At 75.2% G+C, this 26,977-nt stretch carries 26 protein-coding genes and 1 pseudogene; 13 read left to right on the top strand and 14 right to left on the bottom strand.

What is annotated here, in order from left to right; genetic code table 11:
- Positions 1-8 precede the first annotated feature (8 nt).
- Complete coding sequence (gene cofD / locus D7294_RS28170; protein ID WP_120684624.1) at positions 9-974, top strand: 2-phospho-L-lactate transferase; 966 nt, start codon at positions 9-11, stop codon at positions 972-974.
- Entirely contained in the window at positions 971-2,308 is a 1,338-nt protein-coding gene (locus tag D7294_RS28165) for a coenzyme F420-0:L-glutamate ligase (RefSeq protein ID WP_120684623.1), read from the top strand. Before cofD ends, D7294_RS28165 begins: the two co-directional genes overlap by 4 nt.
- 9 nt (positions 2,309-2,317) lie before the next feature.
- Here D7294_RS28165 and D7294_RS28160 read toward each other — a convergent pair whose 3' ends face one another.
- On the bottom strand, positions 2,318-3,394 hold the full coding sequence (locus D7294_RS28160) for an LCP family protein (protein ID WP_120684622.1): 1,077 nt from the start codon (positions 3,392-3,394) through the stop codon (positions 2,318-2,320).
- 92 nt (positions 3,395-3,486) lie between these two features.
- Here D7294_RS28160 and D7294_RS28155 point away from each other — a divergent pair, with 92 nt between their 5' ends.
- Entirely contained in the window at positions 3,487-4,518 is a 1,032-nt protein-coding gene (locus D7294_RS28155) for a glycosyltransferase family 2 protein (RefSeq protein WP_277751125.1), read from the top strand.
- 122 nt (positions 4,519-4,640) lie between these two features.
- On the opposite strand, the gene D7294_RS28150 is transcribed toward D7294_RS28155, so the two are convergent.
- The 4 genes from D7294_RS28150 to D7294_RS28130 all read right to left on the bottom strand — a co-directional run bounded on the left by D7294_RS28150 (position 4,641) and on the right by D7294_RS28130 (position 10,636).
- Complete coding sequence (locus D7294_RS28150; RefSeq protein ID WP_241562681.1) at positions 4,641-6,332, bottom strand: LCP family protein; 1,692 nt, start codon at positions 6,330-6,332, stop codon at positions 4,641-4,643.
- A 158-nt stretch (positions 6,333-6,490) separates the two neighbouring features.
- Positions 6,491-8,440, bottom strand: coding sequence for an LCP family protein (locus D7294_RS28140; protein WP_422070751.1), 1,950 nt, complete (start codon positions 8,438-8,440; stop codon positions 6,491-6,493).
- A gap of 177 nt (positions 8,441-8,617) precedes the next feature.
- Positions 8,618-9,844, bottom strand: a complete 1,227-nt coding sequence (locus D7294_RS28135) for an LCP family protein (RefSeq protein WP_147450925.1) — start codon at positions 9,842-9,844, stop codon at positions 8,618-8,620.
- A 39-nt stretch (positions 9,845-9,883) separates the two neighbouring features.
- Positions 9,884-10,636: a TIGR03089 family protein gene (locus D7294_RS28130; RefSeq protein WP_120684619.1), complete on the bottom strand. Its 753-nt coding sequence runs from the start codon at positions 10,634-10,636 to the stop codon at positions 9,884-9,886.
- Positions 10,637-10,764: 128 nt separating this feature from the next.
- On the opposite strand from D7294_RS28130, the gene D7294_RS28125 reads away from it, so the two are divergent.
- The gene (locus D7294_RS28125; protein WP_120684618.1) at positions 10,765-12,201 is read left to right on the top strand and encodes a peptidoglycan recognition protein family protein; all 1,437 of its coding nucleotides are present in this window, start codon (positions 10,765-10,767) and stop codon (positions 12,199-12,201) included.
- A gap of 123 nt (positions 12,202-12,324) precedes the next feature.
- Positions 12,325-13,239: a DNA-3-methyladenine glycosylase family protein gene (locus D7294_RS28120; RefSeq protein WP_120684617.1), complete on the top strand. Its 915-nt coding sequence runs from the start codon at positions 12,325-12,327 to the stop codon at positions 13,237-13,239.
- A gap of 49 nt (positions 13,240-13,288) precedes the next feature.
- Here D7294_RS28120 and D7294_RS28115 read toward each other — a convergent pair whose 3' ends face one another.
- Positions 13,289-13,798 carry an acyl-CoA thioesterase gene (locus D7294_RS28115; protein WP_120684616.1) on the bottom strand — a complete coding sequence of 170 codons (510 nt, stop codon included), beginning with the start codon at positions 13,796-13,798 and terminating at the stop codon, positions 13,289-13,291.
- A gap of 105 nt (positions 13,799-13,903) precedes the next feature.
- Between D7294_RS28115 and D7294_RS28110 the strand changes: the two genes are divergently transcribed.
- Positions 13,904-15,208 (top strand): LCP family protein, encoded by a 1,305-nt coding sequence (locus D7294_RS28110; RefSeq protein WP_120684615.1) that lies wholly within the window; start codon positions 13,904-13,906, stop codon positions 15,206-15,208.
- Positions 15,209-15,220: 12 nt separating this feature from the next.
- Here the strand turns inward: D7294_RS28110 and D7294_RS28105 are convergent, their stop codons facing one another.
- A complete protein-coding gene (locus tag D7294_RS28105) occupies positions 15,221-15,598 on the bottom strand; it encodes a VOC family protein (protein WP_120684614.1) in 378 nt (125 codons plus the stop codon).
- A gap of 312 nt (positions 15,599-15,910) precedes the next feature.
- Between D7294_RS28105 and D7294_RS28100 the strand changes: the two genes are divergently transcribed.
- Positions 15,911-16,849, top strand: coding sequence for an SDR family NAD(P)-dependent oxidoreductase (locus D7294_RS28100; protein ID WP_120684613.1), 939 nt, complete (start codon positions 15,911-15,913; stop codon positions 16,847-16,849).
- A 46-nt stretch (positions 16,850-16,895) separates the two neighbouring features.
- Here the strand turns inward: D7294_RS28100 and def are convergent, their stop codons facing one another.
- Positions 16,896-17,516 carry a peptide deformylase gene (gene def, locus D7294_RS28095; RefSeq protein WP_120684612.1) on the bottom strand — a complete coding sequence of 207 codons (621 nt, stop codon included), beginning with the start codon at positions 17,514-17,516 and terminating at the stop codon, positions 16,896-16,898.
- 129 nt (positions 17,517-17,645) lie between these two features.
- Between def and D7294_RS28090 the strand changes: the two genes are divergently transcribed.
- Positions 17,646-18,239, top strand: coding sequence for a helix-turn-helix domain-containing protein (locus tag D7294_RS28090; RefSeq protein ID WP_120684611.1), 594 nt, complete (start codon positions 17,646-17,648; stop codon positions 18,237-18,239).
- Between the two features lie 45 nt (positions 18,240-18,284).
- On the opposite strand, the gene D7294_RS28085 is transcribed toward D7294_RS28090, so the two are convergent.
- On the bottom strand, positions 18,285-19,028 hold the full coding sequence (locus D7294_RS28085; protein ID WP_120684610.1) for a Clp protease N-terminal domain-containing protein: 744 nt from the start codon (positions 19,026-19,028) through the stop codon (positions 18,285-18,287).
- 261 nt (positions 19,029-19,289) lie between these two features.
- On the opposite strand from D7294_RS28085, the gene D7294_RS33805 reads away from it, so the two are divergent.
- From D7294_RS33805 to D7294_RS28075, 3 genes are all read left to right on the top strand, one after another.
- Complete coding sequence (locus tag D7294_RS33805; protein WP_277751124.1) at positions 19,290-19,424, top strand: hypothetical protein; 135 nt, start codon at positions 19,290-19,292, stop codon at positions 19,422-19,424.
- 187 nt (positions 19,425-19,611) lie between these two features.
- Complete coding sequence (locus tag D7294_RS28080; protein ID WP_120684609.1) at positions 19,612-19,938, top strand: hypothetical protein; 327 nt, start codon at positions 19,612-19,614, stop codon at positions 19,936-19,938.
- Positions 19,935-20,354: a hypothetical protein gene (locus D7294_RS28075; protein ID WP_120684608.1), complete on the top strand. Its 420-nt coding sequence runs from the start codon at positions 19,935-19,937 to the stop codon at positions 20,352-20,354. Before D7294_RS28080 ends, D7294_RS28075 begins: the two co-directional genes overlap by 4 nt.
- A gap of 72 nt (positions 20,355-20,426) precedes the next feature.
- On the opposite strand, the gene D7294_RS28070 is transcribed toward D7294_RS28075, so the two are convergent.
- The 3 genes from D7294_RS28070 to D7294_RS28060 all read right to left on the bottom strand — a co-directional run bounded on the left by D7294_RS28070 (position 20,427) and on the right by D7294_RS28060 (position 22,619).
- On the bottom strand, positions 20,427-21,107 hold the full coding sequence (locus D7294_RS28070; protein WP_120684607.1) for a GNAT family N-acetyltransferase: 681 nt from the start codon (positions 21,105-21,107) through the stop codon (positions 20,427-20,429).
- 99 nt (positions 21,108-21,206) lie between these two features.
- On the bottom strand, positions 21,207-22,079 hold the full coding sequence (locus D7294_RS28065) for a cupin domain-containing protein (protein WP_206619578.1): 873 nt from the start codon (positions 22,077-22,079) through the stop codon (positions 21,207-21,209).
- Between the two features lie 240 nt (positions 22,080-22,319).
- On the bottom strand, positions 22,320-22,619 hold the full coding sequence (locus D7294_RS28060; RefSeq protein WP_120684606.1) for a hypothetical protein: 300 nt from the start codon (positions 22,617-22,619) through the stop codon (positions 22,320-22,322).
- Between D7294_RS28060 and D7294_RS28055 the strand changes: the two genes are divergently transcribed.
- Positions 22,594-22,782, top strand: coding sequence for a hypothetical protein (locus D7294_RS28055; protein ID WP_120684605.1), 189 nt, complete (start codon positions 22,594-22,596; stop codon positions 22,780-22,782). The genes D7294_RS28060 and D7294_RS28055 overlap by 26 nt on opposite strands.
- A 219-nt stretch (positions 22,783-23,001) precedes the next feature.
- Here the strand turns inward: D7294_RS28055 and D7294_RS28050 are convergent.
- Together D7294_RS28050 and D7294_RS28045 are read right to left on the bottom strand one after the other, a co-directional pair.
- Positions 23,002-23,748 (bottom strand): annotated as a pseudogene (locus D7294_RS28050) (GH12 family glycosyl hydrolase domain-containing protein); the annotation flags it as partial.
- Between the two features lie 254 nt (positions 23,749-24,002).
- The gene (locus tag D7294_RS28045) at positions 24,003-25,361 is read right to left on the bottom strand and encodes a UDP-glucose dehydrogenase family protein (RefSeq protein ID WP_277751123.1); all 1,359 of its coding nucleotides are present in this window, start codon (positions 25,359-25,361) and stop codon (positions 24,003-24,005) included.
- 126 nt (positions 25,362-25,487) lie between these two features.
- On the opposite strand from D7294_RS28045, the gene D7294_RS28040 reads away from it, so the two are divergent.
- Complete coding sequence (locus D7294_RS28040; protein WP_120684603.1) at positions 25,488-26,648, top strand: acyl-CoA dehydrogenase family protein; 1,161 nt, start codon at positions 25,488-25,490, stop codon at positions 26,646-26,648.
- Positions 26,649-26,977: the final 329 nt, after the last annotated feature.

The following is a 26,977-nucleotide window of genomic DNA, read 5'->3' as shown; positions in this document are numbered from 1 at the left end:
TGGGGCGCATGCGACGCATCGTGGTTCTGTCCGGCGGCATCGGCGGTGCCCGTTTCCTGCGCGGTCTCCAACGGGCCGCGCCCGAGGCGGACATCACGGTGATCGGCAACACCGGCGACGACATCCATCTGTTCGGCCTCAAGGTCTGTCCCGACCTCGACACGGTGATGTACACGCTGGGCGGCGGCATCCACGAGGAGCAGGGCTGGGGACGGGCGGACGAGACGTTCACCGTCAAGGAGGAACTCGCCGCCTACGGCGTGGGACCCGAGTGGTTCGGCCTCGGCGACCGCGACTTCGCCACCCACATCGTCCGCACCCAGATGATCGCCGCCGGGTACCCGCTCAGCGCCGTCACCGAGGCCCTGTGCCGGCGCTGGCAGCCCGGCGTGCGCCTGCTGCCGATGACCGACGACCGGGTCGAGACGCACGTGCTGATCGACGACGGGGCCGGGGGCCGCAAGGCCGTGCACTTCCAGGAGTACTGGGTGCGGCTGCGGGCCTCGGTGCCCGCGCACGCCGTCGTCCCGGTCGGCGCCGAGCAGGCGCGGCCCGCGCCCGGCGTGCTGGAGGCCCTGGCCGAGGCCGACCTCGTGCTCTTCCCGCCGTCCAACCCGGTGGTCAGCGTGGGCACCATCCTGGCCGTGCCCGGGATGCGTGAGGGGATCGCCGAGGCGGGGGTGCCGGTGATCGGCCTGTCCCCGCTGATCGGCGGCGCGCCGGTGCGCGGCATGGCCGACAAGGTGCTCGCCGCGGTCGGGGTGGAGTCCACGGCCGCCGCGGTCGCCCAGCACTACGGCTCCGGGCTGCTCGACGGCTGGCTGGTCGACACCGCCGACCGGGACGCGGTCACGGTGGTCGAGGCCGACGGAATCCGCTGCCGCGCGGTGCCGCTGCTGATGACCGACGTCGACGCCGCCGCGGACATGGCGCGCGCGGCGCTGGACCTCGCCCGGGAGGTCAGGGCGGCATGAGCGGAAACGGCGGGGCAGGGGCGAGCGCGCCCTCCTACACCGTGTGGGCGCTGCCCGGCATCCCCGAGGTGCGGCCCGGCGACGAGCCGGCCAAGCTGATCGCCGAGGCCGCCACCGCGCCGGGGCAGCCCGGCCTGCGGGACGGCGACGTCCTCATCGTCACCTCGAAGATCGTCAGCAAGGCCGAGGGCCGCGTGCGGGAGGCGCAGGACCGGACCGCGGCCGTGGACGAGGAGACCGTGCGGGTGGTCGCCAGGCGCGGCCAGGCCAGGATCGTGGAGTCGCGGCACGGCTTCGTGATGGCGGCGGCGGGCGTGGACGCCTCCAACACCCCTGTCGGCACGGTGCTGTTGCTGCCCGAGGACCCCGACGCCTCGGCCGCGGAGATCCGCCGGGGGCTGCGTGAGCTGCTGGGCGTCGAGGTCGGGGTCGTCGTCACCGACACCTTCGGGCGGCCCTGGCGGGCGGGACAGACCGACGTCGCGATCGGCGCCGCCGGGATCACCGTGGTGGACGACCACCGCGGCACCACCGACCCCTACGGCAACCCCCTCGGCGTCAGCATCACCGCGGTCGCCGACGAGCTCGCGGGCGCGGGCGACCTGGTGAAGGGCAAGAAGGAGGGGCTGCCCGTCGCGGTGGTCCGCGGCCTCGGCCATCGCGTCGGCCCGCACCGGGCCACCGCCCGCGACCTGATCAGACCCGCCGCCGAGGACATGTTCCGGCTCGGCACCTCGGAGGCCGTCCGCGAGGCGGTCACGCTGCGGCGCACCGTGCGGGAGTTCACCGCGGAGCCGGTGGACCCGGAGGCGGTGCGGCGCGCGGTCGCCGCCGCGGTGACCGCCCCCGCGCCGCACCACACCACGCCCTGGCGCTTCGTGCTGCTGGAGTCGGCCGGCGCCAGGAAGGCGCTGCTCAACGCGATGCGCGAGGCGTGGATCGCCGACCTGCGCCGGGACGGGAAGAGCGAGGAGAGCATCGCGCGCCGGGTGCGGCGCGGGGAGGTGCTGCGCGCGGCGCCCTACCTGGTGGTGCCCTGCCTGGTCGCCGACGGGGCGCACGACTACCCCGACGCGCGCCGGGCGGCGGCCGAGCGGGAGATGTTCGTGGCCGCCATGGGCGCCGGCGTGCAGAACCTGCTGGTCGCGCTCGCCGGCGAGGGCCTCGGCTCGGCCTGGGTGTCCTCCACGATGTTCTGCCGCGAGGTGGTGCGCGCCCAGCTCGGCCTGCCGGGGAACTGGGACCCGATGGGCGCGGTGGCCGTCGGGCGGGCGGCCTCGGCGCCCACCCCGCGGCCGCCGCGCGAGGCCGGGGCGTTCGTCGAGGTGCGCTGAGGCGGGGGATCAGGCGCAGGTGCCGGCGTCGGGCGCGTTCTTCTGCCCGGCCGCGGCCTGCTCCCCGGCCGCGGCGCCCGCGGCGCCCGGCAGCGGGCGGTCCGCCCTGAGCGCGGAGAAGAAGCGGTCCGCGCCGGCCCGGTCCCAGACGACCGTGGAGCCGACGCCGGGCACCGCCCGTCCCTTCTCCTCGACGGGCACCGAGGCGAACTCCGCCGCGTCCGGGTCGAAGTCCCGCATCAGCCCGGCCAGTTCGAGCATCTCCTCGGCGCCGAGGCCGGGGTCGGCGCTGACCGAGCCGAGCAGCGCGTCGGCCGTGGCGCCGAACTTCGCCGGGTTGAGCAGCACCCCGCCGGACACCGCCTGGTCGAGGAACGCGGCGAGGAAACGCTGCTGGCGCGCCATCCGGCCGAAGTCGGAAGAGCCGTCCACGTGCCGGGCGCGGACGAAGGCCAGGGCCCCGGCGCCGTCCAGGGTGTGGGTGCCCGCGGGCAGGTCGAGACCCGAGTGGTCGTCCTTCAGCGGGCGCGTGGTGCACACCCGCACGCCCCCGATCTCGTCCACGGCGCGCATGAAGCTGACGAAGCTGACCTCGAGGTAGTGGTCGATCCGCAGCCGGGTGAGGTCCTCGACGGCGCGCACCATGAGGGAGGGCCCGCCGTGCGAGAGGGCGGCGTTGAGCTTGTCCGGGTGCGCCTCGTGGTGGCCCTTGGAGAGGATCAGGTCGTGGGCCGGGAGCGCGGCGTAGGAGTCGCGCGGCAGGCTCACCACGCTGGCCCGGTCCCGGTCCTCGGACAGGTGCAGCAGCATGATGCTGTCCGCGCAGAAGCAGCCCGCGCCGCCGAGCCGGAAGCGCCGGCGCTCGGCCTCGGTCAGGCCCTCGCGCGAATCGGTGCCGATGAGCAGGATGTTGACGCCGCGCCCGGCCTCGGGCCGGTCGTCCAGGCCGTGGAACGCGTCCACCCGGTGCACCCGGCCCGCCGCCGAGGTCACCACCGTGTGGCCGATCGCGCTGGTCGCGAGCACGAGAGCCGCCAGCGTGGTCGCGGTCCGCAGGCCGAGGCGGCGTCGGCGTCGTAGCGGCATCTCGGGCACCTCCCGCGCTCACCGTATGGGCATACGATCTGCCCACCGGGGCGGCGCGCGCCGGGGTCGCCCGTTCGCGGTAACGTGAGCCGGTGACCAGCTCTCCGTCGACTCCCGCCGTGTCCGTGATCATGCCGGTGCTCAACGAGGAACGGCATCTGCGCAGCTCGGTGCGGCACATTCTGGAACAGGACTACCCGGGCGAGCTCGAAGTGGTGATCGCCCTCGGCCCCTCCACCGACCGGACCGACGAGATCGCCGCGGAGCTGGTGGCCGAGGACCCCCGGGTGCGGACGGTGCCGAACCCGACCGGGCGCACCCCGGCCGGGCTGAACGCCGCGATCCGCGAGTCCCGCCACCCGGTGGTGGTCAGGGTCGACGGCCACGGCATGCTCTCCCCCGGCTACATCGCCACCGCCGTGCGGCTGCTGGACGAGACCGGGGCGGCCAACGTCGGCGGCATCATGCACGCCGAGGGCGAGAACGACTGGGAGCGCGCCGTGGCCGCCGCGATGACCTCGCGGATCGGCGTGGGCAACGCGGCCTTCCACACCGGGGGCACCGCGGGCGAGGCCGAGACCGTGTACCTCGGCGTCTTCCGGCGCGAGGTGCTGGAGCGGCAGGGCGGCTACAACGAGGAGTTCATCCGCGCCCAGGACTGGGAGCTGAACTACCGCATCCGGCAGGCCGGCGGGCTGATCTGGTTCTCGCCCGAGCTGCTGGTGTCCTACCGGCCCAGGCCCTCGGTGCGGGAGCTGGCCAGGCAGTACCGCAACTACGGGCGCTGGCGGCGGGTGGTGGCCCGCTACCACGCCGGGTCCATCAACCCGCGCTACCTGGCGCCGCCGCTCGCGCTGCTGGCCCTCGCCGCCGGGATCGTGGTGGGCGCGGCGCTGACCCCCTGGGGCCTGGTGGTGCCGGCCGGCTATCTCGCGGCGATCGTCCTGGGCTCGCTCCCCGCGGGGAAGGGGCTCGGCCTCGGGGCGCGGGCGCGGATACCGCTGGCCCTGGCCACCATGCACCTGTCCTGGGGCTGGGGCTTCTTGACCAGCCCCAGGAAACTGGCCCGGCACGTCATCGCCTCCAGGCGGGAGCCGGTGCCCGCCTCCCAGCCGCGGGGCTAGGCCGCGTCGTTCGGGGCCGGCCGGGCGCGGGGGCGCGCCGGGCCCGCCTGTTGCCGGTTGTGCGGCGGCCCCGCACCCTCAGGCACCTCGGGTGCGGGGCCGGCGGCGGCCCGCGGGGGCCGCTAGAAGCTGTAGCCTCCCGCGACGTTGACGGGCATGCACTCGTCGTTGTCGCGGCCCGAGGTGATCTCGTCCTCCTCGATGATCGGCTCCCGCTCGCCGCCGGTCTCGCCCGAGTCGTCCGTCTGCTCGGGATAGCTGGTGCCCTCGCGCCAGTCGCCGCCGACGATCAGGGTGATGCCGTCGACGTTCGGCGAGGTGCGGACCGCGCTGCCCGGCATGCCGAGCGCCTGGGCGACGGCCTTGGCGTTGGCCTGGTCCTCCGCGCCCGGGTAGAGCACCTGGGAGGTCTCCTCGGAGGCGGCGGTGCTGTCGGCGGTGGCCTGGGTGAAGCCGAGGCTGACCAGCTGGTCGGCGATGTCGCTCGCGCGGTGGTCCACGGGGAGTTCGAGGTCGGAGCCGGTGCCGTTGCGGACCGCGACCTGGATCTGGTCCTCGGGGTCGGCCTCCGGCTGGTCCCCGCCCTCGGAGTCGTCCTGTTCGGGCTCGGCGTCCTGGTCGTCGAAGGCGATGTCCTCGCGGATCAGGTCGAAGATCGGCTCGTCCCGGTCGGGGTCGGGCACCAGCGTGACGTTCGGGTTGTCCGGGTCGGGCAGCGTCGGCAGGGTGGTCATGTTGATGCGGTCGTTGGGCACCGACTTCAGGTCGTTGCCCAGGTCGTAGAGCTTCTGCACGGAGCCGAGCCCGTGGTCCACGGTCAGGGCGTTGGTCGCCGCCTCGGCCAGGTCCATCAGGTCGCCCGGGTGGGAGAGGGTGGCGCTCTCCTGGAGTTGCTCGACCATGTTGCTCAGGTACATCTGCTGGGCGCGGGTGCGGCCGGTGTTGTCGCTGCCGTCGCCGAAGCCGTGCCGGGTGCGCAGCCAGTGCAGGGCGTCCTCGCCGGTGATCTCGTGGGTGCCCGCGGTCATCTCCAGGTGGGAGTCGGGGTCGCGGACGTTGTCCTGCACGCAGACCTCCACGCCGCCCACCGCGTCGGCCATGTCCACCACGCCCGCGAAGTCGATCATCATGAAGTGGTCGATCGGGATGCCGGTGAGGTCCTCCCAGGTGGCCACCACGCAGCCGGGGCCGCCGTGGCCGAGGGCGGCGTTGATCCGCTCCTTCTGCATCTCCGGGTAGGTCTCGCCGGTGTCCGGGTCGGTGCACTCGGGGATGTGGACCATCAGGTCGCGCGGCACGCTGAGCATCGAGATGTTGCTGCGGTCGGCCGAGGCGTGCAGCAGGATCTGCACGTCGGCGCGCTCGCCGCCCTCGCCGCCGCCGCCGAGGTCGGCGTTCTCCTCGCCGTCCCTGGAGTCGGAGCCGAGCAGCAGGATGTTGAGGGGGGTCTGGCCGTCGGCGTTCGGCTGGGAGCGGGCCAGCTGGTTGTCGCCGAGGTTGAGGTCTTCCTTGTCCAGGTTGTTGTTCAGGTGGCGGATGTAGAGGTAGCCGGCCGCGGCCACGGCGACGACGAGGAAGGCCAGCGAGCCGGCGGACCACACGAGGATGCGGCGCCACAGCGGCTTGCGCCGCTTGCGCCCGCGCCTGGCCGCGGCCCGGCCGCCGGGCCGCGGGCCCTGCGGCCCGGTCCCCGAACCGCCCGCGCCCGGGCCGCTCGGGCCGCCGCCGCCCGTGCCGCCGCCGCCCGCCGCCCCGCCGCCCGAGGCGCCGCCGGCGCCCTGGGCACCGCCGCCGCCGGCCCTCGGTATGGGCACGGTGCCGTCGTGGCGCCTTCCGTCCCAGCCCCGTTGCTGCGCTGCTCCGGGCCGGGGATCGACGGCGGAACCGTTCTCGTCCTCGCCGGGTATGCCGGTCCTCCGCACAGGAAACCCCTGTTCACTGTCGTTCGTGTCCGCCCGCGCGGGCGGCCCGGTCACGAGGCGCAGACGTCCTCGTCATCCGCCGTAATGGTTTCGACGTCATCCGGAATTGCCGCCGGGACCTCGATCGGTTCTCCGGCGGCGCGGAAGTCGTTGCCCAGGATGAGCACCATGGGCTCCCGCTCGCCGGCGTCCTCTGCTCGTTGTTCCAGCGCCGAGTCCGGCAGGCCCATCACGTCCGCCAGCGTGGCGGCCTGGTCGGCCTGGTTCGCACCGTACTGGAGTGTGGTCGTCTCCTGTGCATGGGGGGCGTTGCCCTTGTTGGTCGCAAGGCGCATCCCCTCCTCGTTCTGCAGCCACTCCAGGGTGTCCTGGGCGGCCCCGAAGACGTCGCCGCCGTTGTAGACGTCCACCCTGACGTCCTCGGGCGCCGCACGTTCCTGCTCCTCGGCGTTGGCGCCGTCCTCGCCCCGGCCCTCCTGGGAGGCCGCGGCGGGGTCGGTGTCCTGCTGGAGCATCTCGAAGATGGGCGCGGCCCGGTCCTCGTCGATGACCACGGTGGCCCTGCGGTCCGGCGGCTCGTCCGGATTGTCGACGACGGGCAGGGTCAGGAAGTTCATGTCGGACATCGGGACCTGGCCGAGGTCCTGGGCGACGTGCCGCAGGTCGTTGAGGCTGCCGATGCCGGAGTCGACGGTCAGCGAGCGGGTCGCGATGTCCGCCAGGTCGTACAGCTTGGTGGGGCTGGAGAGGTAGCCGCCCTCGGTGATCCGCCTGGCGAGCGAGGCGAGGAACTGCTTCTGGAGCTCGATGCGGCTCAGGTCGCTGCCGGTGCCGACGGAGTGCCTGGTGCGCACGAACGCCAGGGCGTCCTCGCCCTCCAGGGTGTAGGTGCCGGGCGTGTCCGCGTCGAAGCCGGTCTTCTCGTCGTGGATGGGCTCCTCGATGCAGACCGGAACCCCGTCGACCGCCGTGGACAGCTCCTTGACGGCGTTGAAGTCGGCCATGATGAAGTGGTTGATCTCCACGCCGGTGAGCTGCTGCACGGTGCGCCACACGCAGCCGGGGTCGCGGCCCTCGTAGCCCATGCTGCGGTTGAAACGCACGTGCTGCTCGCCCGGGATCACCTCGGTCGAGCCGTCCTCCCGCTTCACCTCGCAGTCCGGGATGTCGGTGATCAGGTCGCGGGGGATGCTGAGCCCGGTGGCGTGCTTCCGGTCGGCGGAGAAGTGCATGAGGATCGTGGTGTCGTTGCCCTCGCTGGCCTCGCCGCCGTAGCTGTCGTTGCCCTCGCCGGTGCGCGTGTCGGTGCCGATGAAGAGGATGTTGACCGGGTCGCCGTCGCCGTATTCGTTCTCTATGCCGACGTCGACCTTGGTGAGGTTGCCGTTGAGCCGCTGGTACAGGTACCAGGCCCCGGCGCAGCCGACGACCAGGAGCAGCGAGAGGGTGCCGCCGATCCACATGAGCGCCTTGCGGGTGCGGCCGTACTTCTTCTTGGCCTTGCGGCTGGGTTTGCGGCGGCTGCCGGAGGCCCTGCGGTCGCGCTGGCCGGGGATCGCGCGGCGCCTGGTGCCCGCGCGGCGGGCGGCGGCCCGGCCCGGCGGCCCGGCCTCCTCCGTGCCGGGGGAGGCCGCGGGCGACCCGGCGGCGGACATCGCGGGGGAGGCGGGAGAAGCTGGAGAAGCGGAAGAAGCGGAGGAAGCAGAAGAAGGAGAGGACGCGGAAGAAGGAGAGGACGCGGCGGCGGGGTGGGGGGAACGCGGGGAGGCCGGAGCGGGGCTGGAGCCGGAGCCGGAGGTGGTGCGGGAGGTGGCGCGGGTCTCGGGGCCGCGCTGCCTGGGCGGGGTGCCGCGGGCGGGGGGCGGCGTTCCCGCGGGGCCGGTGGAGCCGGGGGACGGCTGCTCTTGCTCGCCGGCGTGGCGCGCTCCCGGCCGGCCGGGCAGGCGCAGTTCGTAACTGCCCGTCTCGGGGTTGAACACCCACTGATCCGCGGGGTCCATGTCTCCCGCGCCCCCACGTCCCTGCGCGTCCACGTAATCCTGCGCCCTCCGTGTGCCCTGCTAGGGATCAGACGGCACACACTAGCCAACCGGTTCCTTTCGCAGCGACGACGGTGACGCATTCCACCCTGCCCGGTGACGGCAAAAGATCCGATATTGCAGGGGTTTAGCGCTTTTTTATCGGCTTGCCTGCTCGCCGCAGAGGGCCTCGCGGACCGCGGCGTCGGCGGGTTCGCGGGCCGCCGCCCCGGTGCCGGCCGGCACCGGGCGGTCCGCGCGCAGGGCGTCGAACAGGGAACTCGCCGCGGGCTGCCGCAGCCGCCCGCCCTCCTCGGGAACGGCGAGCACGCTCAGCCGCTCGCGGGGCACCGCGCGTACCTTCTGCACCAGCCCGTAGAGCTCGACCAGCGAGTCGAGGGCGGTGTCGGAGGTGAGGGAGGAGGTGAGCGCGTTCAGCACGGGCAGCAGGTCGGCCGGGTGGCGCAGGGCGTCGCTGCCGGAGAGCCTCCCGGCCATCGCCTGGAGGGTGCAGGGGCGGGGGGTGCCGAGGGCGTCCGCGACGCCGCGCAGCGCGGCGAGGTCGACGATGAGGTGGTGGTCGACGCGGATGCCGGTGAGCCGCTCCAGGGTGCGGATGGTGCAGGCGGCGCCGCCCCGCGCGTAGCTGGCGTCGAGGGGCGCGCGGCCGGCGCGGGTGGGCTCCCCGTCACGGCCCGAGCACCGCGGGACGTCCACGCGCAGCTCCCGCGGGAGGTGCACGGCAGCCGCGCGCCGCCCGTCGTCCGCGAGGTGCAGCAGGACGAGGGACTCGGCCCGCGGCGCGGCCCCGGCGCCGCCCTCCGCGCCGGGGCCGGGCGAGGACTCCCGGGCGGCGCGCCCGCCCGGGTCGGGGTCCGGGGCCGCGCCGGGGTCCCGGGCGCCGCCCTCCGCGGGGTCGGGGGCCGCGCCGGAGCCGGAAGCCGCGTCGGGGTCGGAGGCGGCCCCGGGATCGCGGGCCGCGCCGGGATCGGGGGCCGCGCCGGGGTCGGGGGTGGGGTGGTCGCCGGCGTCCGCGGCCGGGTGCCCGCCGGGGCGCGGGGGCGGGTTCGCGGCCGGTTCCGGGTCAGAGGAGAGGATCAGCAGGATGTTCTGCGCGGAGCCGGGCGCCGGGGCCGGGCGTTCCTTCTTGTGGCGGGCGAGTTCCCGTGCGGTGGTGACGTCGGTGGCGATGTTCCCGTCGAGTCCCCGCAGGTAGGACCAGCCGGCGGCGGCCGTGCACAGGACGAGGAAGGCGACGCTGAACGCCACCCAGCGCAGCCGGCGAAGGCGCCGCAGGCCGCGCCGCCAGAGGGGGCGCGGCGGGCTCTTCTGGGCTTCGGGGCTGCGGGGCAACGGGCGGTAGGAAGGCTGTCGCGGCACCCTCATGGTCACGATCCTCGGGGCGCCGCGGCGGGGCGGCCACCGTCAGTCGGCGAAGTGGGTGACGCGCTCACTCAGGCGGCGCGCCTCGCGCTCCGCCTCGCCGAGCCGGTCCGCGTTGCGGCACAGGACGAGGGAGGCGCCGGCGGCCAGCGGGGCGTACAGGCCGGCGCACAGGCCGGCCCAGCTGTCGTAACCGGCGTGGGACATCAGGCGCTTGCCCGGGCCGAGCCCGCGCTCCGCGGCGTCCGCCCTGGCCCGTTCGACGATCTCGCCGCCGGTCAGCTCCCGGCCCCCGACGCGGAGCGCCGGGTCGTCGGGCCCCGGCGGGTCGTAGGCCGCGAAGGTGTCGGCCTGTCCTGGCACGACCACCGCGTAGTCGGTGAAGCCCGCGGGCGGCTGGGGGAAGCGCGCCCCCAGCGGGCGCAGGCTGAGCGCGATCCGCTCCCCCGGGCAGGCGGCGGCGGCCTCCAGCGCGTCGGGTCCGCAGACCGCGAGGTCGGCCGCCGCGGGGTCGCCGCCGATCTCCGCGACGACGCCCGTGGCCGCCGCGGCGAGCAGCCACACGGCGGTCTGCCAGTGCGCGGGCAGCAGCAGGGCGAGCCGGTCGCCGCGCGAGAGGGAGAGCTCGTCCTGCAGCAGGTTGGCGGTCTTGGCCACCCAGTTGCTGAGGGTGGCGGCGGACAGTTCCACGCGTTCGCCTGTGGCGTCGTCGTAGTACGTCAGCAGAGGGCGGGCCGGGTCGGCGACCAGGGCGGAACGCAGCAGGTCGGCGGGGGTGCGGTCGGCAGTGTTCACCCGCGGCAGGGTACGCCGGGGCGCGCCGCGGGGCGCCCGGCCGCCCCCGGGACCCCGCGGGCACGCCGCGTCACCCGGCCGTTACCTTCCGGATGGACACCCGCGGCCCGCTGTGACCGAATCGGGACATGCGTGCACTCAGAGCCCCGGCGGCAGGCGCCGCCACCTCCTTCGCCCTGCTCCTCCTCACCCTCCCCGCCGCCCTGCCCGCCCGGGCCGAGGCCCACCCCCCGCCCGCGGCGGCGCAGCCCGGGGCCGCGCGGCCGGCCGGGGCGGTGGACCGGGGCAGGCAGTCGCTGCCGCTGCGCCCGCTCGGCCGGGTCACCGGGGCCGCCGGCCGGAGCGGCGGCGCGCCCGCCGGGGCGCAGGGGCTGCCGGCGACCGGCACCGGGCGGTTCTCGCTGCTCGGCGTGGTCTGGGACGACGCGAACGCCGAGCTCACCGGCCGCATCCAGGTCCGCACCAGGGCGGCGGACAGCGGCCGGTGGTCGCCGTGGACCACGCTGCGGGCCGGCGACGCCCACTCCCCCGACCCCGGCTCGGCGGAGTCCGCCGGCCGGCGGCTGCGCGGCGGGACCGCGCCGCTGTGGGTGGGCCCCTCGGACGGCGTGCAGGTCAGGGCCGTGCCCGGCACCGGGCGGGACGCGCCGCCCCCCGCGGTCCCGGCCGCGGCGCCCGGTGCGCCCGCCGCCGCACCCGCCGCCCGGGCGCCGCGCGCCGCCGCCCTGCCGGAGGGGCTGCGGCTCGAACTGGTCGCCGCCGAGCCCGCCGCGCGGGAGCTGCCCGCGCCCGGCGCCGGAAGCGGGCAGGCGCCCGCGCGGCCCCCGGCGGGGGGCGCGGCGGCGAACGGGCCCGCCGGGGCCGTGACGGCGGCGACCGGCGCGGGCGCCGGCGCGGGAGATGCCGCGGGCGCCGGGGTGGAAGACGGCGCCCCGCCCGCGCGCGTCCTCCCGGGCCTGCCGCACGGGGCGCCGCGGCCCGGGATCGTCAGCCGGGCCGACTGGGGCGCCGACGAGGACCTGCGCGAGGAGGACTTCGTCTACACGGGGGACGTGCGGACCGTGTTCGTGCACCACACGGCGGGCACCAACGCGTACTCCTGCGCCGAGTCCCCCGCGCTCATTCGCGCCATCTACCGCTACCACGTGGAGAGTCAGGGCTGGCGCGACATCGGCTACAACTTCCTCGTCGACCGCTGCGGCACCGTCTACGAGGGCCGCGCGGGCGGCGTCGACCGGCCCGTGCAGGGCGCGCACACCCTGGGCTTCAACCAGAACAGCGCCGGCGTCGCCGTCCTCGGCACCTACACGGACACCGAGCCTGGCGCGGCGGTGCTCACCGCCCTGGCCCGGCTGGCGGGCTGGAAGCTGGGCCTGTCCGGCGTCGACCCGCGGGAGCGGGCCACCCTCGTCTCCGGCGGCGGCACCTACCCGAAGGGCACCGAGGTCGTGCTGGCGAACGTCTCGGGACACCGCGACGGCTACGACACCGACTGCCCGGGCGACCGGCTGTACGCGCAGCTGCCCGAGGTACGCGAGCAGGCGGCCGCGTTCCAGGGCAGGTGAGGGCGGGCCAACGCCGCCGCGGCCGGGGCGACTCGGGCCGCGGCCGGGGCGACTCGGGCCAAGGCCGCTCCGGCCGGGGCGACTCGGGCCCGGCCAAGGCGGCCCAGCTAGCCTTGCCCGGTCATGCCGGAGCGCACCTGGACCCCACCCGACCCCTACGACCTCGGCGGCAGCCTGCAGGTGCTGCGCCGCGGGCCGTACGACCCCGCCTGCCGCCGCACCGCGGACGGCGCGCTGTGGCGGGCCACCCGCACCCCGCAGGGCCCCGCCACCCTGCGGGTGCGGCGCGAGGGTGACGGCCGGGTCCTCGCCACCGCCTGGGGACCCGGCGCCGACTGGGTGCTGGAGACGCTGCCCGCGTTCCTCGGCGCGGAGGACGATCCGGCGGCCTTCGTCCCCAGGCACCGGCTGGTCGCCGAGTCGCTGCGCCGCAACCGCGGGCTGCGGCTGATCAGGACCGGGCTCGTCTTCGAGGCGCTGGTCCCCTCGATCCTGGAACAGCGGGTGACGACGCAGGAGGCGTACCGGGCCTGGCGGCTGCTGCTGCGCAGGTTCGGGGAGCGCGCCCCAGGCCCGGCGGGCGAGGAACTCGGCATGTACGTGATGCCGCAGCCGCGCGCCTGGGTCATGGTGCCCTCCTGGGAGTGGCACCGGGCGGGCGTGGACGGCAAGCGTTCGGCGGCGGTGGTGCGGGCGGCGCGGGTCGCGGCCCGGCTGGAGGAGGCCGCCGGCATGGAGCTGCCCGCGGCCCTGGCCCGGCTGCAGGCGGTGCCCGGGATCGGCCCGTGGACCGCGGCCGAGGCGCTGCAGCGCAGCAACGGCGACCCCGATGCCCTCACGGTCGGCGACCTGCACCTGCCGGGCACCATCGGCTACGCGCTCGCCGGGGTGCGGGACGGCGACGACGCGCTGATGCTCGAACTCCTCGCGCCCTACGCCGGCCAGCGCCACCGCGCCGCCCGGCTGATCCTGCTCACCGGCGTCGCCCCGGCGCGCCGCGCGCCACGCCAGCGGCACGCCCGCATCGCGCGGCTCTGAGCCGGAGCGTGGGCTGAGCCGGGCCGTGGGCTGAGCCGGAGCGTGGCCCTCAGTCGGGGCGCTGCTTCCTGAGTTCCAGGATCTCGCGCCGCCTGGCGAGGCGGTGGGTGCGGCGGATCTGGGCCTCCTGGTAGCGGCGGCGGTCGCGGTCGTTGTCCGGGATCACCGGCGGCACGGGCCGCGGCCTGCCCTGCTCGTCGACGGCGGCGAAGACGAGGTAGGCGGTGCCGACGCGGGTCGGCGGGGTGGACTCGTTCCACCGCTCGGCCAGGACCAGGACGCCGATCTCCATGGAGGTCCTGCCCGTCCAGTTGACCTGGGCCCGCACGTGGACGAGGTCGCCGACCTTGACGGGTTCGAGGAACACCATCTCGTCCATGGAGGCCGTGACCGCGGGACCGCCCGAGTGCCGCCCGGCGACCGCACCGGCCGCGTCGTCGACCAGCTTCATGATCACGCCGCCGTGGACGGTGCCGAGCAGGTTGACGTCGTTGTGGGTCATGATGTGCGACAGCGTGGTGCGCGAGGCCGCGGTCGGCTTGCCCGGGAGATCCGTCATGGGCTCAGCGTAGGCACCCCGGGCGCGCGCCCCGGATTGCATCAGCTCTGCCACAGTCCCGCCCCCCGCTCCCGGGCGCGGGGCGGGCCGGGGCAGACTCGGGGTATGAGCGACTGGCCCGAGGGATGGACCGACGAGGACGAGGGCCGTGGCCGCTACGGCCGTGGCAGCGGGGAGGCGCGCCCGGAAAACGCCCGGGTCATGCCGCACGTGGGGCGGCCGCAGCCGCCCAGACCCCGCGCGCCGCACCACGACGCCTACCCTCCGGGGCCGGGCGCGGGCGAGTACGGGGGCGGCGGCTGGGGCCCGCGCGACCCCGAGGACCCCTACGACTCCGGCTACAACGAGGGCCAGGTCTACCGGGGCGCCGGGCGGCAGCGCGGCGCGGAGCCGCCCGGGCCGCCGGACGGCGGGCGGCCGGCGGGTGAGCGCGGCAGGCCGCGGTGGGGGCGGCGCATCGGGTACTCGGCGCTGGCGCTGGTCCTGGTGTTCTCCATAGTCGTCGGCGCCACCTACTTCTGGGCCGACGGCAAGCTGCGGCGCGAGGTGGACCTCTCGGTCGTGGAGGACCGCCCGGAGGGCGGCGAGGGCACCAACTACCTCATCGTCGGCTCCGACAGCCGCGAGGGCCTGAGCGACGAGGAGCAGCAGGACCTGCACACCGGCGACGCAAGCGGCAGCCGCACCGACACCATGATCCTCATGCACGTCGGCAGCAACGGGAACACCATGGTGAGCCTGCCGCGCGACTCCTGGGTGACGATCCCCGAGTTCACCGGCTCGGTCTCGGGCAACCGCATCCCCGCCTCGCAGCACAAGCTGAACGCCGCCTTCTCCATCGAGGGCCCCTGGCTGCTGGTGCGCACCATCGAGTACAACTTCCACATCCGCATCGACCACTACGTGGAGATCGGCTTCGGCGGCTTCGCCAACGTGGTGGACGCCCTCGGCGGCGTCGAGATGTGCCTCGACCACGCGATCCACGACGAGAACTCGGGCGCGGACTTCGAGGAGGGCTGCCAGCACATGGACGGCCGCGAGTCCCTGGCGTACAACCGGCAGCGCTACCAGGAGGCGGAGGGCGACCTCGGCCGCACCCAGAACCAGCAGAACTTCCTCAGCACCCTGGCGAGCCAGGCGGCCTCGACCTCGACCATCCTCAACCCGTTCCGGTTCTACTCGGTGGCCGGCGCCACCCTGGACGCGCTGATCGTGGACAAGGACATGAGCCTCTGGAACCTGCGCTCGCTGTTCTGGGCCATGCGGGACGCGCACCGGATGAACCTCCCGGTCTCCGACCCCGGCATCGACACCCCGGACGGCTCGGCGGTGCAGTGGGACGAGGAGCAGACGGCGACGCTGATGGAACAGCTGAACAACGACGAGGAGGTCACGGTCGGCGAGGGTTAGGCGCCCCTGAGGTCACTGCGCGCAGAGGCAGAACGGGTGCCCGGCCGGGTCGGCGTAGACCCGGAAGGCGCGCTTGCCGCCGTCGTCGTCCTGGAGCAGCGTGGCGCCGAGGCGGAGCACCTCGGCCTCCGCGGCGTCCATGCGGTCCCCGGGGACGTTCAGGTCCAGGTGGAACTGCTGGGGCTGCTGGGTGCCCGGCCACTTCGGGGGCCGGTACCCCTCCGAGCGCTGGAAGGCGAGCCGGCCGCCTTCCGGGCCGACGAGTTCCTCCCAGTCCTCGTCGCTCTGGGCGTCGTCGCGCCGCCAGTCGAGGACCGCGGCGTAGAAGGCGGCCAGGGCGCGGGGGTCGGGGCAGTCGAGAACGGTGACTCCCAGTGTGGCGATGGGCATGTGCGCTCCACGTGCTTGGGGGTGCGGCGCGGGGGCGGTCGCCGGGTCGCTCCGGCGGCGCCGGGCGCGCCGGCACCCGGATCGGACAATCTTCCACTGCCTCGTGCCGCACGGCTGTCGCCGGGGCGGCACTGCCGGCGGGCCCTTCCTGCCGGAGAGTGCGCAGCGGGCTCACCGGTGCCTCCTTGTGCGTACCACAGGAGGAACGAAGGCAATCGGCACCGCGGGCGGCGCTCCTCCCGGCGGCGCGACGCGCGCGAAGCGGCGGGCGGTGCTTGGCGGGGGTCGCGGGCAGGGCGCAGGGTGGTCGGCATGACCCTCAGCAGTTCCCGCAGCCCCGTCCCCGTGCCGCTCGGCTTCGCGACCACCGCCGCCGAGGTGGCCAGGGAGGTCGACCTCTCGGGCCGGAGGGCCGTGGTGACCGGCGGCTCCTCCGGCATCGGCAGGGAGACGGCCCGCGCCCTCGCCGGTGCCGGGGCCGAGGTCACCCTGGCGGTCCGGGACACCGGGGCGGGCCGCCGCGCCGCGGAGGACATCGCGGCGAGCACGGGGAACGAGGCCGTGCTGGTGGCGCCGCTCGACCTGTCCTCGCCCTCCTCGGTGAGCGCGTTCACCAACACCTGGAGCGGCCCCCTGCACATCCTGGTCGGCAACGCGGGCGTGATGGCCACCCCGCGGGCGCGCACGCCGCAGGGCTGGGAGCTGCAGTTCGCCACCAACCACCTCGGCCACTTCGCGCTGACCGCGGGACTGCACCGGCCGCTGGCGGCGGCGGGCGGGGCGCGGATCGTCTGCGTCAGCTCCTCGGCGCACCTGCTCTCCCCCGTGGTCTTCGACGACCTCTCCTTCCGCTTCCGCCCCTACGACCCGCAGCTGGCCTACGCGCAGTCGAAGACGGCCAACGTGCTCTTCGCGGTCGAGGCGACCCGGCGCTGGGCGGAGCAGGGCATCACCGCGAACGCCGTCAACCCCGGCGCGGTCCCCACCCGGCTCCAGCGGCACGTCGGCGACCGGATGAGCACCCCGCCCGAGCGGCGCAAGACCCCGCAGCAGGGCGCGGCGACCTCCACGCTGCTGGCGGTCTGGCCGCCGCTCGCCGGGGTCGGCGGCCGTTACTTCGAGGACTGCGCCGAGGCGCCGACGGTCGACCACAGGACCGCCGACTTCCACGGGGTCGCCGGCTACGCGCTCGACCCGGTCAACGCCGAGCGGCTGTGGGAGGAGAGCCTGCGGCTGCTGGCCGCGGCCTGAGGGGGCCGCGGCGCGCCCGGGACCGGCTGCCCCGGGCCGCGGCGGTTCACCGCGCGCGGGCGCGGGCCGCCCTGCGGGCGAACACCTCGTCCCTGCGGGCGGCCATCTCCCGCAGCACCTCCTTGCGTTCGCGCTTGCCGAGGCGGTCCACGTACAGGCGGCCGTGCAGGTGGTCGGTCTCGTGCTGGAGGCACCTGGCGAAGTAGCCGTGGCCCTCGACGGTCAGCGGCCTGCCGTCCTTGTCGTGGCCGTGCACCACCGCGTGGTCGGGGCGCGCGACGGGCGCGTAGGGGCCGGGGACCGACAGGCAGCCCTCGGGCTCCTCCAGCAGGCGGCGGCCCGCGGCGGGCTCCTCGGCAAGCACCGGGTTGAGGAGGTGGCCCACGTGCCGCACGCCCCACTCGTCGGTCATGTCGTAGACGAACAGGCGCAGGTCGACGCCGACCTGGTTGGCGGCGAGGCCCGCTCCCTCGGCCACGTCCAGGGTCGCGAACATGTCGTCGATCAGCCGGCCGAGCTCCGCGCCGCCGAACTCGGCCGCCTCGCGGCAGGGCCGCCGCAGCACGTCCTCGCCGATCAGCGTGATCCGCCGCGGCGTGCCGCGTTCCGCCTCGGGCGTGGGCCGCGGATGGGACTCGACGGGCTTTCCCTGCACACGCACGGCCATCGCCGCACCCCCTCGTCTCTTCTGCTGCGGCCGCCTCCCCCGGGGCCGGGCCCGCGGGCCGCCGGCCGCTCCCCGCCCGAGGGAGCGGCCGGCGGCTCCCCGGCCGAGGGCATGGGACACGCTTGACCTATGGCTTTGCAAACTACCATACTTTGCAAAGTGGGTACCGAAGAAGAAGCGGGGCCGCCCCGGTCGCCGGCCGGGCTGCCCGACCATCCCGTGCGCGCCGCCCTGCTCGACCTGATCGCCGAGCTGGGCACGGTGACCTCGACGCAGGCCGCCGCGCGGCTCGGGCACAGCACCGGGGTGTGCTCCTTCCACCTGCGCCGGCTCGCGCAGTTCGGCCTCGTCGAGGAGGCCCCGGGGCCCGGTGGCCGGGCCAGGCCCTGGCGGCTGCGCCGGGCCACGGAGGCGGCGGGGACGGACGTGCGGGGGGAGGCGATGGACCCGGACGCCTTCGAGGCCCTGGCCCGCGGCCTGGAGGACGAGAGCTACCGGCGCTGGCTGGCCCACCGCGCCGAGGCGCCCGCGCCCTGGCGGCGGGACGAGGCGTTCAGCACGGTGCTGCACCTCACCCCCGAGGAGCTGGCCGAAGTCGCCGAGGCCATCCGGGAGTTGCTCGCCCCCTACCAGGACAGGCGGGGCCGCCCGGCCGCGGCGGCCCCGGTGGCGGCGGTCACCCGCCTCTTCCCGCTGCTCGCCCCCCGGCCGGACGCGGACTGACCGTCTCCCCGGCAAGGCGCGGCCGGGCCGCCACCGTCCCCGCCGCTACTTCCCCTGCCGGTCGGCGAGGTACGCCTCAAGCGCGGCCCTGATCTCGGCCTCGACCGCCTCCTTGGTGACGCCGAGGCCGGTCAGCGGCCCCTCGCCGTCCTCGAACTCCAGCAGGGCGAGCAGCAGGTGCTCGGTCCCCACGTAGTTGTGCCCGAGCCGCAGGGCCTCCCGGAAGGTGAGTTCGAGCGCCTTGCGCGCCCCCGCGTCGTAGGGGATGAGCGCGGGCGCCTCCTCCCCCGAGGGGGCGGGGAGCACGGCGGCGACGGCCTCCCTGACCGCCTGGGGCGAGGCCCCCTGCCCGGCCAGCGTGCGGGCCGCCAGCGCCTCCGGCTCGCCGAGCAGGCCCAGGATCAGGTGCCCCACGCCGATCCGGTCGTTGCCCGCGGCACGCGCCTCCTCCTGGGCCGCCATCACGGCGGCCCGCGCGCGCAGGGTGTAGCGCTTGAAGCCCTGGCTCGGGTCGAGGGTCGCGCCCTCGCCCGCTTCCTTGGGGTTCTTGGGGTCCTTGGGCACGAAGCGCTTCTGCGCCGCCTGCCTGGTGACCCCCATGCTCCGGCCGATGTCCGACCAGGAGGCGCCGGAGCGCCTGGCCTGGTCGACGAAGTGGCCGATGAGGTGATCGGCCAGCTCACCGAGGTGCTCCGCGGCGAGCACGGCGTCGGTGAGCTGTTCGAGCGCGTCGGAGTGGACGCGTGTGATGGCCTCGATCAGGTCGTCGAGGCGGACGTGAGTGGTCATGCGTCAACCGTAGGTTGACACACACTCTGGCGTCAACCGCGCGTTGACACTCCGCCTGGTGGCCGCCGCGCAAACGGCGTGAACGGGCCGCCACTTACCCACTCCCCCGCGCGCCGCGCGGAAGACCGGCGCGCGGGGGCGGGCAGGGGCGCGCGTTCCCGTGTCACGAAGCCGTCTCACCTGCCCGTCTCACGGTTGCGACGGCCCCGCCGCGCTCACTACAGTTGCCGCGCTCCGCCGCACCGAACGAAGGACCGCGCCATGCCGACTCCGCCTCCCGCCCCGGAACCCGAGCCCGGCACCAGCGTCCTGGAGCGGCTGCGCGAGCGGGTCAGGGCCGCCAACGCCTGGAGCGAGGCCAACCGCAAGGCCAAGCAGGGCGGCACCCTCAGGTAGGCGGCCGGGCGGGCCACGCGGGCCCGGGCACACCCGGCCGGCGTCACCCACCCCACGTCACCCTCGGCCCACGTCACCCTCGGCCCGCCGCGGGCATCGGCCCGAGGCGGCGCCGGACCCCACGGGGCCCCTCGCGGACCGTCATCGCGCGCGCACCCTGCGTCGGCCCGCGCGTACGATCCCGCGCATGGTTCCACGTTCCACGGACCCCGAAGAGCACCGGCCGCCGCGCTCGCGCCCCGAGCCCGGGGCCTCCCGGGAGGGCGGCGGGCCGCCGGGCGCCACCCTCCCGCGCCAGCTCGTCAAGCGGCCCCTCGCCGCCGCGCCCCTCGCCCCCGCGCCCGGCGGCCCGGACGCGCGGCAGCGGCACCGGGAGAGCGTCGAGCGGCTGCGCCGCGACTTCGGGCTGGACGAGGAGGACATCGCGCTCGCCCAGCGCTGGGCGGACGACGTGGTCAACCGGCGGACCCGCCTCTCGCTCGCCGCATATCTGGCCACCCGCGGCCCGAGATGAACGCCCACGCGCAGGACGCGGTGACGGGCGTCGTCCTGGACGCCGCCTTCCTGCTGGACATGGTCGCCGCCTTCCGGGTGGAGCACGAGGTGCTCACCGACCGCTGGAGCCGCCAGGCGGTGACGGTCAACGTGCCGCAGACCGAACTCGTGCTCGTCGAGCGGCGCCGGCCGGGGCAGGCGCGGGTGGCCCTGGGCTCGCTGCATGCCAGGTGCGGGCCCTCGGTGATGGTCAGGGCGCTGGACCTGGCCGCGGTGGGCGCGCTCGGCGAGGCCATGCGCCGCCACCGGCTCACCGACCTCGCGCTCGCCCACACCGTCGCCCTGGCCGCGCCGCCCGGCTGGACCGTCTACACGGCCGCGGCGGAGCGCTACCTGCGGCTCGGCGACGTGGTGGACGTCTTCAGCCTCGCCTGAACGCCCGCAAGCGAGCCGCGGGAAGGACCGCGGGAGCCCGCGGCACGCCGCCGGGCCGCCCCACGCGGCGCCTCAGGCGGGCCCGGGGTCCGCGCCCGCCCCGGGCGCCGGGTCGAGGCCGAACAGCGGCAGGCAGGGGGCGAGGCCCTCGATGTGCACCGGCACCCGGGCCGTGGCCTCCCAGCGGGCGCGGGGAAGCCGGAAGCGCAGCATCGTGGCGGGCCGCCCGCGCCTGGTGCGGCGCTCGACGCCGTCCGGCTCGTAGCCCAGCTTGCGGGTGACGCCGAGCGAGGGCGCGTTGTCCTCCCAGGCGTCGGTGACCGCCTCGCGGGCGCCGAGCCCCGCGAAGGCCAGGTGCAGGACCGCGGCCCGCATCTCGGTGCCGATGCCCTTCCCCTGGTGCCTCATGCCGAGCCAGGAGCCGCTCGATGCCTCCCGCAGCACCCCGAAGTCCCGGGCGAACAGGGTCTGCTGGCCCACCAGCCGCCCCTCGGCGAAGACCGAGAGGTTCAGCTGCCAGGCGGCCGGCGTCCAGTCGCCGAGCCGCAGCCAGTGGTGCTGGACGACGCCGCGGGCCCGCTCGGCGGGCGGGGCGTCGGTCCACGGGACCAGGAAGGGCATGCGCTCCGGGGAATGCACCCCCTCGGCGGCCAGGTCGGCGAGCGCGGCGAGCTCCCCCGGCTCGGGCAGGCGCAGTTCCAGGCGCGGCGTGGTCAGCCGCAGCCCCTGTAGGGGCCAGTGATCGGTCAACATGCGTCATTGTGTGTCCGGAACCGGGCGGAACTCATGCGGTTTTCGCCCGGCCCCGGACGTTCCCCCAACGGGTGGCCGGGGCCGGGGCCGCCCCGGGCCTCAGGCCCGGCCGGCGGGGGCCGCGGGGAGGCAGCGGACCACGTCGAGCCGGCCGCTGACCTCGGTGGGACCGGCCCCGTACGGGACCAGCAGCACGGTGCCCTTGGCCAGGGGCACGGTGCCCGACGCGGCGGACAGGGCCCCCTCGCCCGCCAGGACGATCCAGACGCCGTACTCGGCCGGGAAGGCGGTGGGCGCGGCGGCGGGGTCCGCGCGCACGAGGCGTTCGGCGCGGAAGAACGCCTCGGACTCCGCGGGCAGCAGGCGGGTGAGGCCGGGCAGGCCGGTGGGCCTCCCGGGCCCGCACAGCGCGGCCAGCCGGTCCGCGTCCCAGGCGGTCCGCGTCCCAGGCGGACCGGTCCAGGCCCGCCAGCGCCCGCGGGTAGCCGAGGCCCAGGTGGCCCTCCTCCTCGGTGCTCTGCCGCAGTTCGAGCAGGATCGAGAAGTCCGAGGGCTCCTGCAACTCCACCACGGTGACGCCGGGGCCGATGGCGTGCGGGAGGCCGCCCGGCACGAAGTAGCAGTCGCCGGGGCGGACCTGCCGGCGGTTGAGGGCGGCGAGCATGTCGCCGACGCGCTGCTCGGCCACCCAGGCGGCCACCTCCCGGGCCGGAACCTCCCGGTGGAAGCCCAGGTACACCTCCCGGCGGGGTCCCGGCCGCCGGGGCCCGCGTCGGCGGCCACGTCCACGACGATCCACGCCTCGGACTTGCCGTACCTGCTGCCCAGGACCGTGCGGGCGAACGCCCGGTCCGGGTGGAAGTGGGCGAACAGCCGCTCCCCGGTGTCCAGGAGCTTCACCAGCAGGCCCGGGTCCCGGCCGAAGGCCGCGACGTGCGCGGGCCCGAGGAAGCCCTCGGGGTCGGCCGCCATGTGCGCGCAGGGTGCGCCCGTCGGGCAGCACCGTCAGGCCCGCGCCGCCGGGACCCACCTCGACGGTGGAGGCGAGGAAGTCCTCCGGCGCGTCGGGCCGCGGCCGGTCCGTGCCGCGCAGCCTCGCTATCCCGGCGCCGCCCAGGTACGGGCGCGGCGGCTGGTTGGGCGGCAGGACCAGGGGGCGGCGGGACCACGAGCCGCCGCCGGCCGGGCCCGTCGGGTGTCGACGCGGCGCCGTCATCGGGCGTTCGCCTCGCTGCCCTCGGCGGCGCCGGTGGCGCCAGCGCGGTGGACGACGGTGTACACGCCCGCCGTGGGCAGGGTGAGTTGACAGCCGTCCGGCTTCGGGGTGACCGGCAGGGCGGCGGGCGCCCTGCCCGGCTGGTGGACCGTGGCGCGCGAGAAGGAACGGCCAGGTGCCCGGACGTCCAGGCGCAGGTCGCGCAGCGGGCGGACCGCGTCGGCGGCCTCGTCGTACGCGTAGTTGACCAGGTGCAGCGCCCGGGAGGCTGTGGAGCAGCGGGAGCTGACGGTCACCGGCACCTTCCGCTACGCCCACACCTGGCCGGCCGCCATCGACCTGGCCACCACCGCGGGCATCGCCCCCTGGTCACCGGCCACTTCCCCGCTGGAGGAAACCGAGGCCGCCCTGCTGGCCGGCTCCGACCCCGCGCACATCAAGGCGGTGATCACCGTCTGACGGCGGGGCCCGGCCGGGCCGCCGCGGACGGCGGGCGCGCGGCGGGGCCGCCCGCCGTGCGGTGGGCCGGCCCGGCGAGGGGACGCGGGGACCTTCCCGCGGTGGAGTTCCTGGACGGCTCCACCGCGGCAAAGGTCCCCGCCCTCCTTGCGCCCAAGCCGCGGCCGGGCACGGCCGAGGCTCGGGCCGCCGTCGGCAACGCCCCCGTGTACGTGCCTAGTTGACCGAGGCCGAGAAGGAGTTCACGGCCAGCCCCGCGCCGCCCTGCCAGGGCTCGAACCCGGCCTGGATGCTGGTGAGGTACCAGGAGCTGTTCGCCATGCCGCGGTTGATCGCCTGGTCGACGAAGTCCATGACGTCGAAGCTGAGGCTGTTCAGCGCGGAGGGCGACACGAAGGAGATGACGTTGTTCGACCCGTTGGACCCGGTCCACACCTCCCAGGAGTGGCCCGCGACGGTGACGTAGCCGGTCGGGGAGCCGATGGGCTGGATCGGGCCGACCCGGTTGAGCCAGATCATGATCTCCGTCTGGTTCACCCCGTCCCGCTTGGGCTGCGGGTCGAGCCAGATGTCGTACGCCGCGTCGTACACGGCGTTGCTCGTGTAGCTGTACGAGATGCTGCTGGGGGCGCTGCCGATGGAGCCGATCTGCCGCGGCAGGTTGGTGCCGGGCGAGCAGACGGTGTAGTGGCAGCCGGCGAAGATCGAGGGGTACGACTTGGGCGGGCCGCTGGTCGAGACGCTGCCGTCGGCCTGGGTGATCTGGAAGCCGGAGCCCGTCGCGTTGATGCACTGGGTGGCCGAGGTGCCCCAGCGGTTGTTCTGCACGACGTACCGGCCCTGGATCGTCGTGGTCCCGTACGCCTCGCAGATCTGCGTGTCGGCCTGGGCGGCCGGGGTGGCCGTCAGCAGCGCGCCCAGGGACCCGGCGACGGCCAGGATCGCGGTGATGATGCGTTTCCTCATGCTGCTCCCTCACGGTGGGGGTTTGGGAGCGCTCCCATCAACGGCGCAATATAGGGGAGCCCGCGGATGCTGACAAGAACCGGCGTGCGGGGCGGCTCCGCCGGGGGTGGCGCGGGGCGGGCCCGCAGACCGGCGCGCGGGGGCGGGCGCGGCCGGGCGGCGGACGGCGCGCAAGCGGGCGCGCGGAACGCCGCGCGGGGGCGGGCCCGCGGGGTGGGCCGGTCGGGCGGTGGGCCGGTCGGGCCGTGGGGCGGTCAGGCGGTGGGGCGGCCGAGCGCGCGGTAGGACCAGTTGGCCTTGCGCCACAGGGCGGGGTCGAGGGTGTTGCGGCCGTCGAGGAGGTGCCGGGTGGAGACCACCTCGCCGAGCGCGGCCGGGTCGAGGTCGCGGAACTCCCGCCACTCCGTCAGGTGCAGCACCGCGTGCGCCCCCTGCGCGGCATCCAGGGCGCTCGGGGCGTAGCGCAGGGTGGGGAAGACGCGCCGCGCGTTCTCCGCGGCCTTGGGGTCGTAGACCGTCACCTCGGCGCCCTGGAGGTGGAGTTGGCCCGCGATGTTGAGCGCGGGAGAGTCGCGCACGTCGTCGGAGTCCGGCTTGAACGCGGCGCCGAGGACGGCGATCCGCTTGCCGAGCAGCGAGCCGTCGAGCGTCTCCCTGGTCAACTCGACCATGCGGGCGCGGCGGCGCATGTTCAGCGAGTCGATCTCGCGCAGGAAGGTCAGCGCCTCCGCGGCGCCGAGTTCGCCCGCCCTGGCCATGAAGGCGCGGATGTCCTTGGGCAGGCAGCCGCCGCCGAAGCCGATGCCGGCCCGCAGGAACTTCCTGCCGATGCGGTCGTCGTACCCCAGGGCCTCGGCGAGCTTCACCACATCCCCGTCGGCCGCCTCGCAGATCTCCGCCATGGCGTTGATGAAGGAGATCTTCGTGGAGAGGAAGGCGTTGGCCGCGGTCTTGACCAGCTCGGCGGTCGGCAGGTCGGCCACGACGAAGGGCGAGCCCTCGCCGACGGGGCCCGCGTAGACCTGGCGCAGGACCCGCTCGGCGCGCTCGCTGGTGACGCCGACGACGATGCGGTCGGGGCGCAGGGTGTCCTCCACGGCGAAGCCCTCGCGCAGGAACTCGGGGTTCCAGGCGAGTTCGGCCGCCTCACCGGCCGGGGCCAGCTCGGCCACGCGGCGGGCCAGCCTGGCGGCGCTGCCCACGGGCACGGTGGACTTGCCCACCACGAGGGCCGGGCGCGTCAGATGGGGGGCGAGCGCGTCGACGGCGGCGTCCACGTAGCTCATGTCGCAGGCGTACTCGCCGGGCTTCTGCGGGGTGTTGACGCAGACGAAGTGCACGTCCCCGAAGGCCGCGACCTCGGCGTAGGAGGTGGTGAAGGACAGCCTGCCGGTGGAGCCGGGCAGCCCGGCGACGTGCTTGCGCAGCAGCTCTTCCAGCCCCGGCTCGTACACCGGCGCCTTCCCCGCGGCCAGCAGTTCGACCTTGTGCGGGAGGACGTCGAGGCCGAGCACCTCGAAGCCGAGTTCTGCCATGGCTGCGGCGTGGACGGCGCCGAGGTAGCCGAGGCCGATGACGGTGATCGCCGGGGAGGGGGGCGTCGGGCTGTTCACAGCTGACGAGCATAAACCCGGAGGGTGTAGGCGAGCTCACCTATCCATGGCCGGGGGGCCGACTCTAGGATCAGGTTACTTAACAGTCGTTAGCGCCTCGGCGAGAAGTTGCAGGGAGTGAGACACGTGGCAGGAGCCGCCGATTTCGACCTCTTCCGGCTTGCGGAGGAGCACGAGATGCTCAGGGAGTCGGTGCGTGCGCTGGCGGAGGCCAAGATCGCGCCGCACGCCGCCGAGGTCGACGAGCAGGGGCGTTTCCCGCAGGAGGCGCTCGACGCGCTGGTCGCCAACGACCTGCACGCGGTGCACGTTCCCGAGGAGTTCGGCGGCGCGGGCGGGGACGCGCTCGCGGCGGTGATCGTCATCGAGGAGGTGGCGCGGGTGTGCGCCTCCTCCTCGCTGATCCCGGCGGTGAACAAGCTGGGCTCGCTCCCGGTGATGCTCTCCGGCTCCGAGGAGCTCAAGCGCAGGTACCTGACCCCGCTGGCGAAGGGCGAGGTCATGTTCTCCTACTGCCTGTCGGAGCCGGAGGCCGGCTCCGACGCGGGCGGCATGCGCACGCGCGCGGTTCGGGAGGGCGACACCTACGTCCTGAACGGCACGAAGCGGTGGATCACCAACGCCGGGGTGTCGGAGTTCTACACCGTGCTTGCGGTGACCGACCCGGAGAAGCGGACCCGGGGCGGCATCTCGGCCTTCGTGGTGGAGAAGGGCGACGAGGGGGTGTCGTTCGGCGCGCCGGAGAAGAAGCTGGGGATCAAGGGCTCGCCGACGCGCGAGGTGTACCTGGACAACGTCCGCATTCCGGCCGACCGGCTGATCGGCGCCGAGGGCACCGGCTTCCAGACCGCGATGCGGACCCTGGACCACACCCGGATCACGATCGCCGCCCAGGCCCTCGGCATCGCGCAGGGGGCGCTTGACTACGCGAAGGGCTACGTGCGCGAGCGCAAGCAGTTCGGCAAGCCGGTGGGCGACTTCCAGGGCATCCAGTTCATGCTCGCGGACATGGCGATGAAGCTGGCGGCGGCCAGGCAGCTGACCTACGCGGCGGCGGCCAAGTCGGAGCGCAACGACCCGGACCTGACCTTCTACGGCGCGGCGGCCAAGTGCTACGCCTCCGACGCGGCGATGGAGATCACCACGGACGCGGTGCAGCTCCTCGGCGGCTACGGCTACACCCGCGACTACCCGGTGGAGCGCATGATGCGCGACGCCAAGATCACGCAGATCTACGAGGGCACGAACCAGGTCCAGCGGATCGTGATGTCCCGCAACCTGCCGTAGGAAACGCGCCGGGCGGAGCGCCGCGCGCATGCGCCGGACGGAGCGCCGAGCGCGTGCGCCGGGCGGAGCGCCGGGCGCGGCCGACGGCCGCCACGCCCTGGTCCTCGCTTCCCTCGCGGAGGTCCTGACAGCGGCAGGCACTGGTGCTGAGCCGCCCGCGTGCGGGCAGGTATCAGAGCGAGGCGGCGTACCTGCCGGGTGAGAAGGCCGTGATTCCCGGGCCGGTGGAGTGCGAGGTCGCGGTCGAGGAGCTGGTGTAGCGTCCGGCGTCCGCCGGCTTCCCCCGGCCCGGCCGGCCGGTTTCCACCCGCGCGCGCCGCTCGTCTCCC

Source organism: Streptomyces hoynatensis (genome assembly GCF_003626535.1).
GTDB classification, from domain to species: Bacteria; Actinomycetota; Actinomycetes; order Streptomycetales; family Streptomycetaceae; genus Streptomyces; species Streptomyces hoynatensis.
Note: the sequence above shows the minus strand (reverse complement) of the source record. Positions and strands in the feature narration are given on the sequence as shown.

Excerpts from the sequence above, each read along its gene's own strand:
- D7294_RS28100 (WP_120684613.1), top strand. The coding sequence starts at position 15,911 with ATGACCCTCAGCAGTTCCCGCAGCCCCGTCCCCGTGCCGCTCGGCTTC.
- D7294_RS28120 (WP_120684617.1), top strand. The coding sequence starts at position 12,325 with ATGCCGGAGCGCACCTGGACCCCACCCGACCCCTACGACCTCGGCGGC.
- D7294_RS28110 (WP_120684615.1), top strand. The coding sequence starts at position 13,904 with ATGAGCGACTGGCCCGAGGGATGGACCGACGAGGACGAGGGCCGTGGC.
- cofD (WP_120684624.1), top strand. The coding sequence starts at position 9 with ATGCGACGCATCGTGGTTCTGTCCGGCGGCATCGGCGGTGCCCGTTTC.
- D7294_RS28090 (WP_120684611.1), top strand. The coding sequence starts at position 17,646 with ATGGCTTTGCAAACTACCATACTTTGCAAAGTGGGTACCGAAGAAGAA.
- D7294_RS28085 (WP_120684610.1), bottom strand. The coding sequence starts at position 19,028 with ATGACCACTCACGTCCGCCTCGACGACCTGATCGAGGCCATCACACGC.
- D7294_RS33805 (WP_277751124.1), top strand. The coding sequence starts at position 19,290 with ATGCCGACTCCGCCTCCCGCCCCGGAACCCGAGCCCGGCACCAGCGTC.
- D7294_RS28115 (WP_120684616.1), bottom strand. The coding sequence starts at position 13,798 with ATGACGGATCTCCCGGGCAAGCCGACCGCGGCCTCGCGCACCACGCTG.
- D7294_RS28080 (WP_120684609.1), top strand. The coding sequence starts at position 19,612 with ATGGTTCCACGTTCCACGGACCCCGAAGAGCACCGGCCGCCGCGCTCG.
- D7294_RS28105 (WP_120684614.1), bottom strand. The coding sequence starts at position 15,598 with ATGCCCATCGCCACACTGGGAGTCACCGTTCTCGACTGCCCCGACCCC.
- def (WP_120684612.1), bottom strand. The coding sequence starts at position 17,516 with ATGGCCGTGCGTGTGCAGGGAAAGCCCGTCGAGTCCCATCCGCGGCCC.
- D7294_RS28160 (WP_120684622.1), bottom strand. The coding sequence starts at position 3,394 with ATGCCGCTACGACGCCGACGCCGCCTCGGCCTGCGGACCGCGACCACG.
- D7294_RS28070 (WP_120684607.1), bottom strand. The coding sequence starts at position 21,107 with ATGTTGACCGATCACTGGCCCCTACAGGGGCTGCGGCTGACCACGCCG.
- D7294_RS28140 (WP_422070751.1), bottom strand. The coding sequence starts at position 8,440 with ATGGACCCCGCGGATCAGTGGGTGTTCAACCCCGAGACGGGCAGTTAC.
- D7294_RS28075 (WP_120684608.1), top strand. The coding sequence starts at position 19,935 with ATGAACGCCCACGCGCAGGACGCGGTGACGGGCGTCGTCCTGGACGCC.
- D7294_RS28065 (WP_206619578.1), bottom strand. The coding sequence starts at position 22,079 with ATGGCGGCCGACCCCGAGGGCTTCCTCGGGCCCGCGCACGTCGCGGCC.
- D7294_RS28125 (WP_120684618.1), top strand. The coding sequence starts at position 10,765 with ATGCGTGCACTCAGAGCCCCGGCGGCAGGCGCCGCCACCTCCTTCGCC.
- D7294_RS28165 (WP_120684623.1), top strand. The coding sequence starts at position 971 with ATGAGCGGAAACGGCGGGGCAGGGGCGAGCGCGCCCTCCTACACCGTG.
- D7294_RS28135 (WP_147450925.1), bottom strand. The coding sequence starts at position 9,844 with ATGAGGGTGCCGCGACAGCCTTCCTACCGCCCGTTGCCCCGCAGCCCC.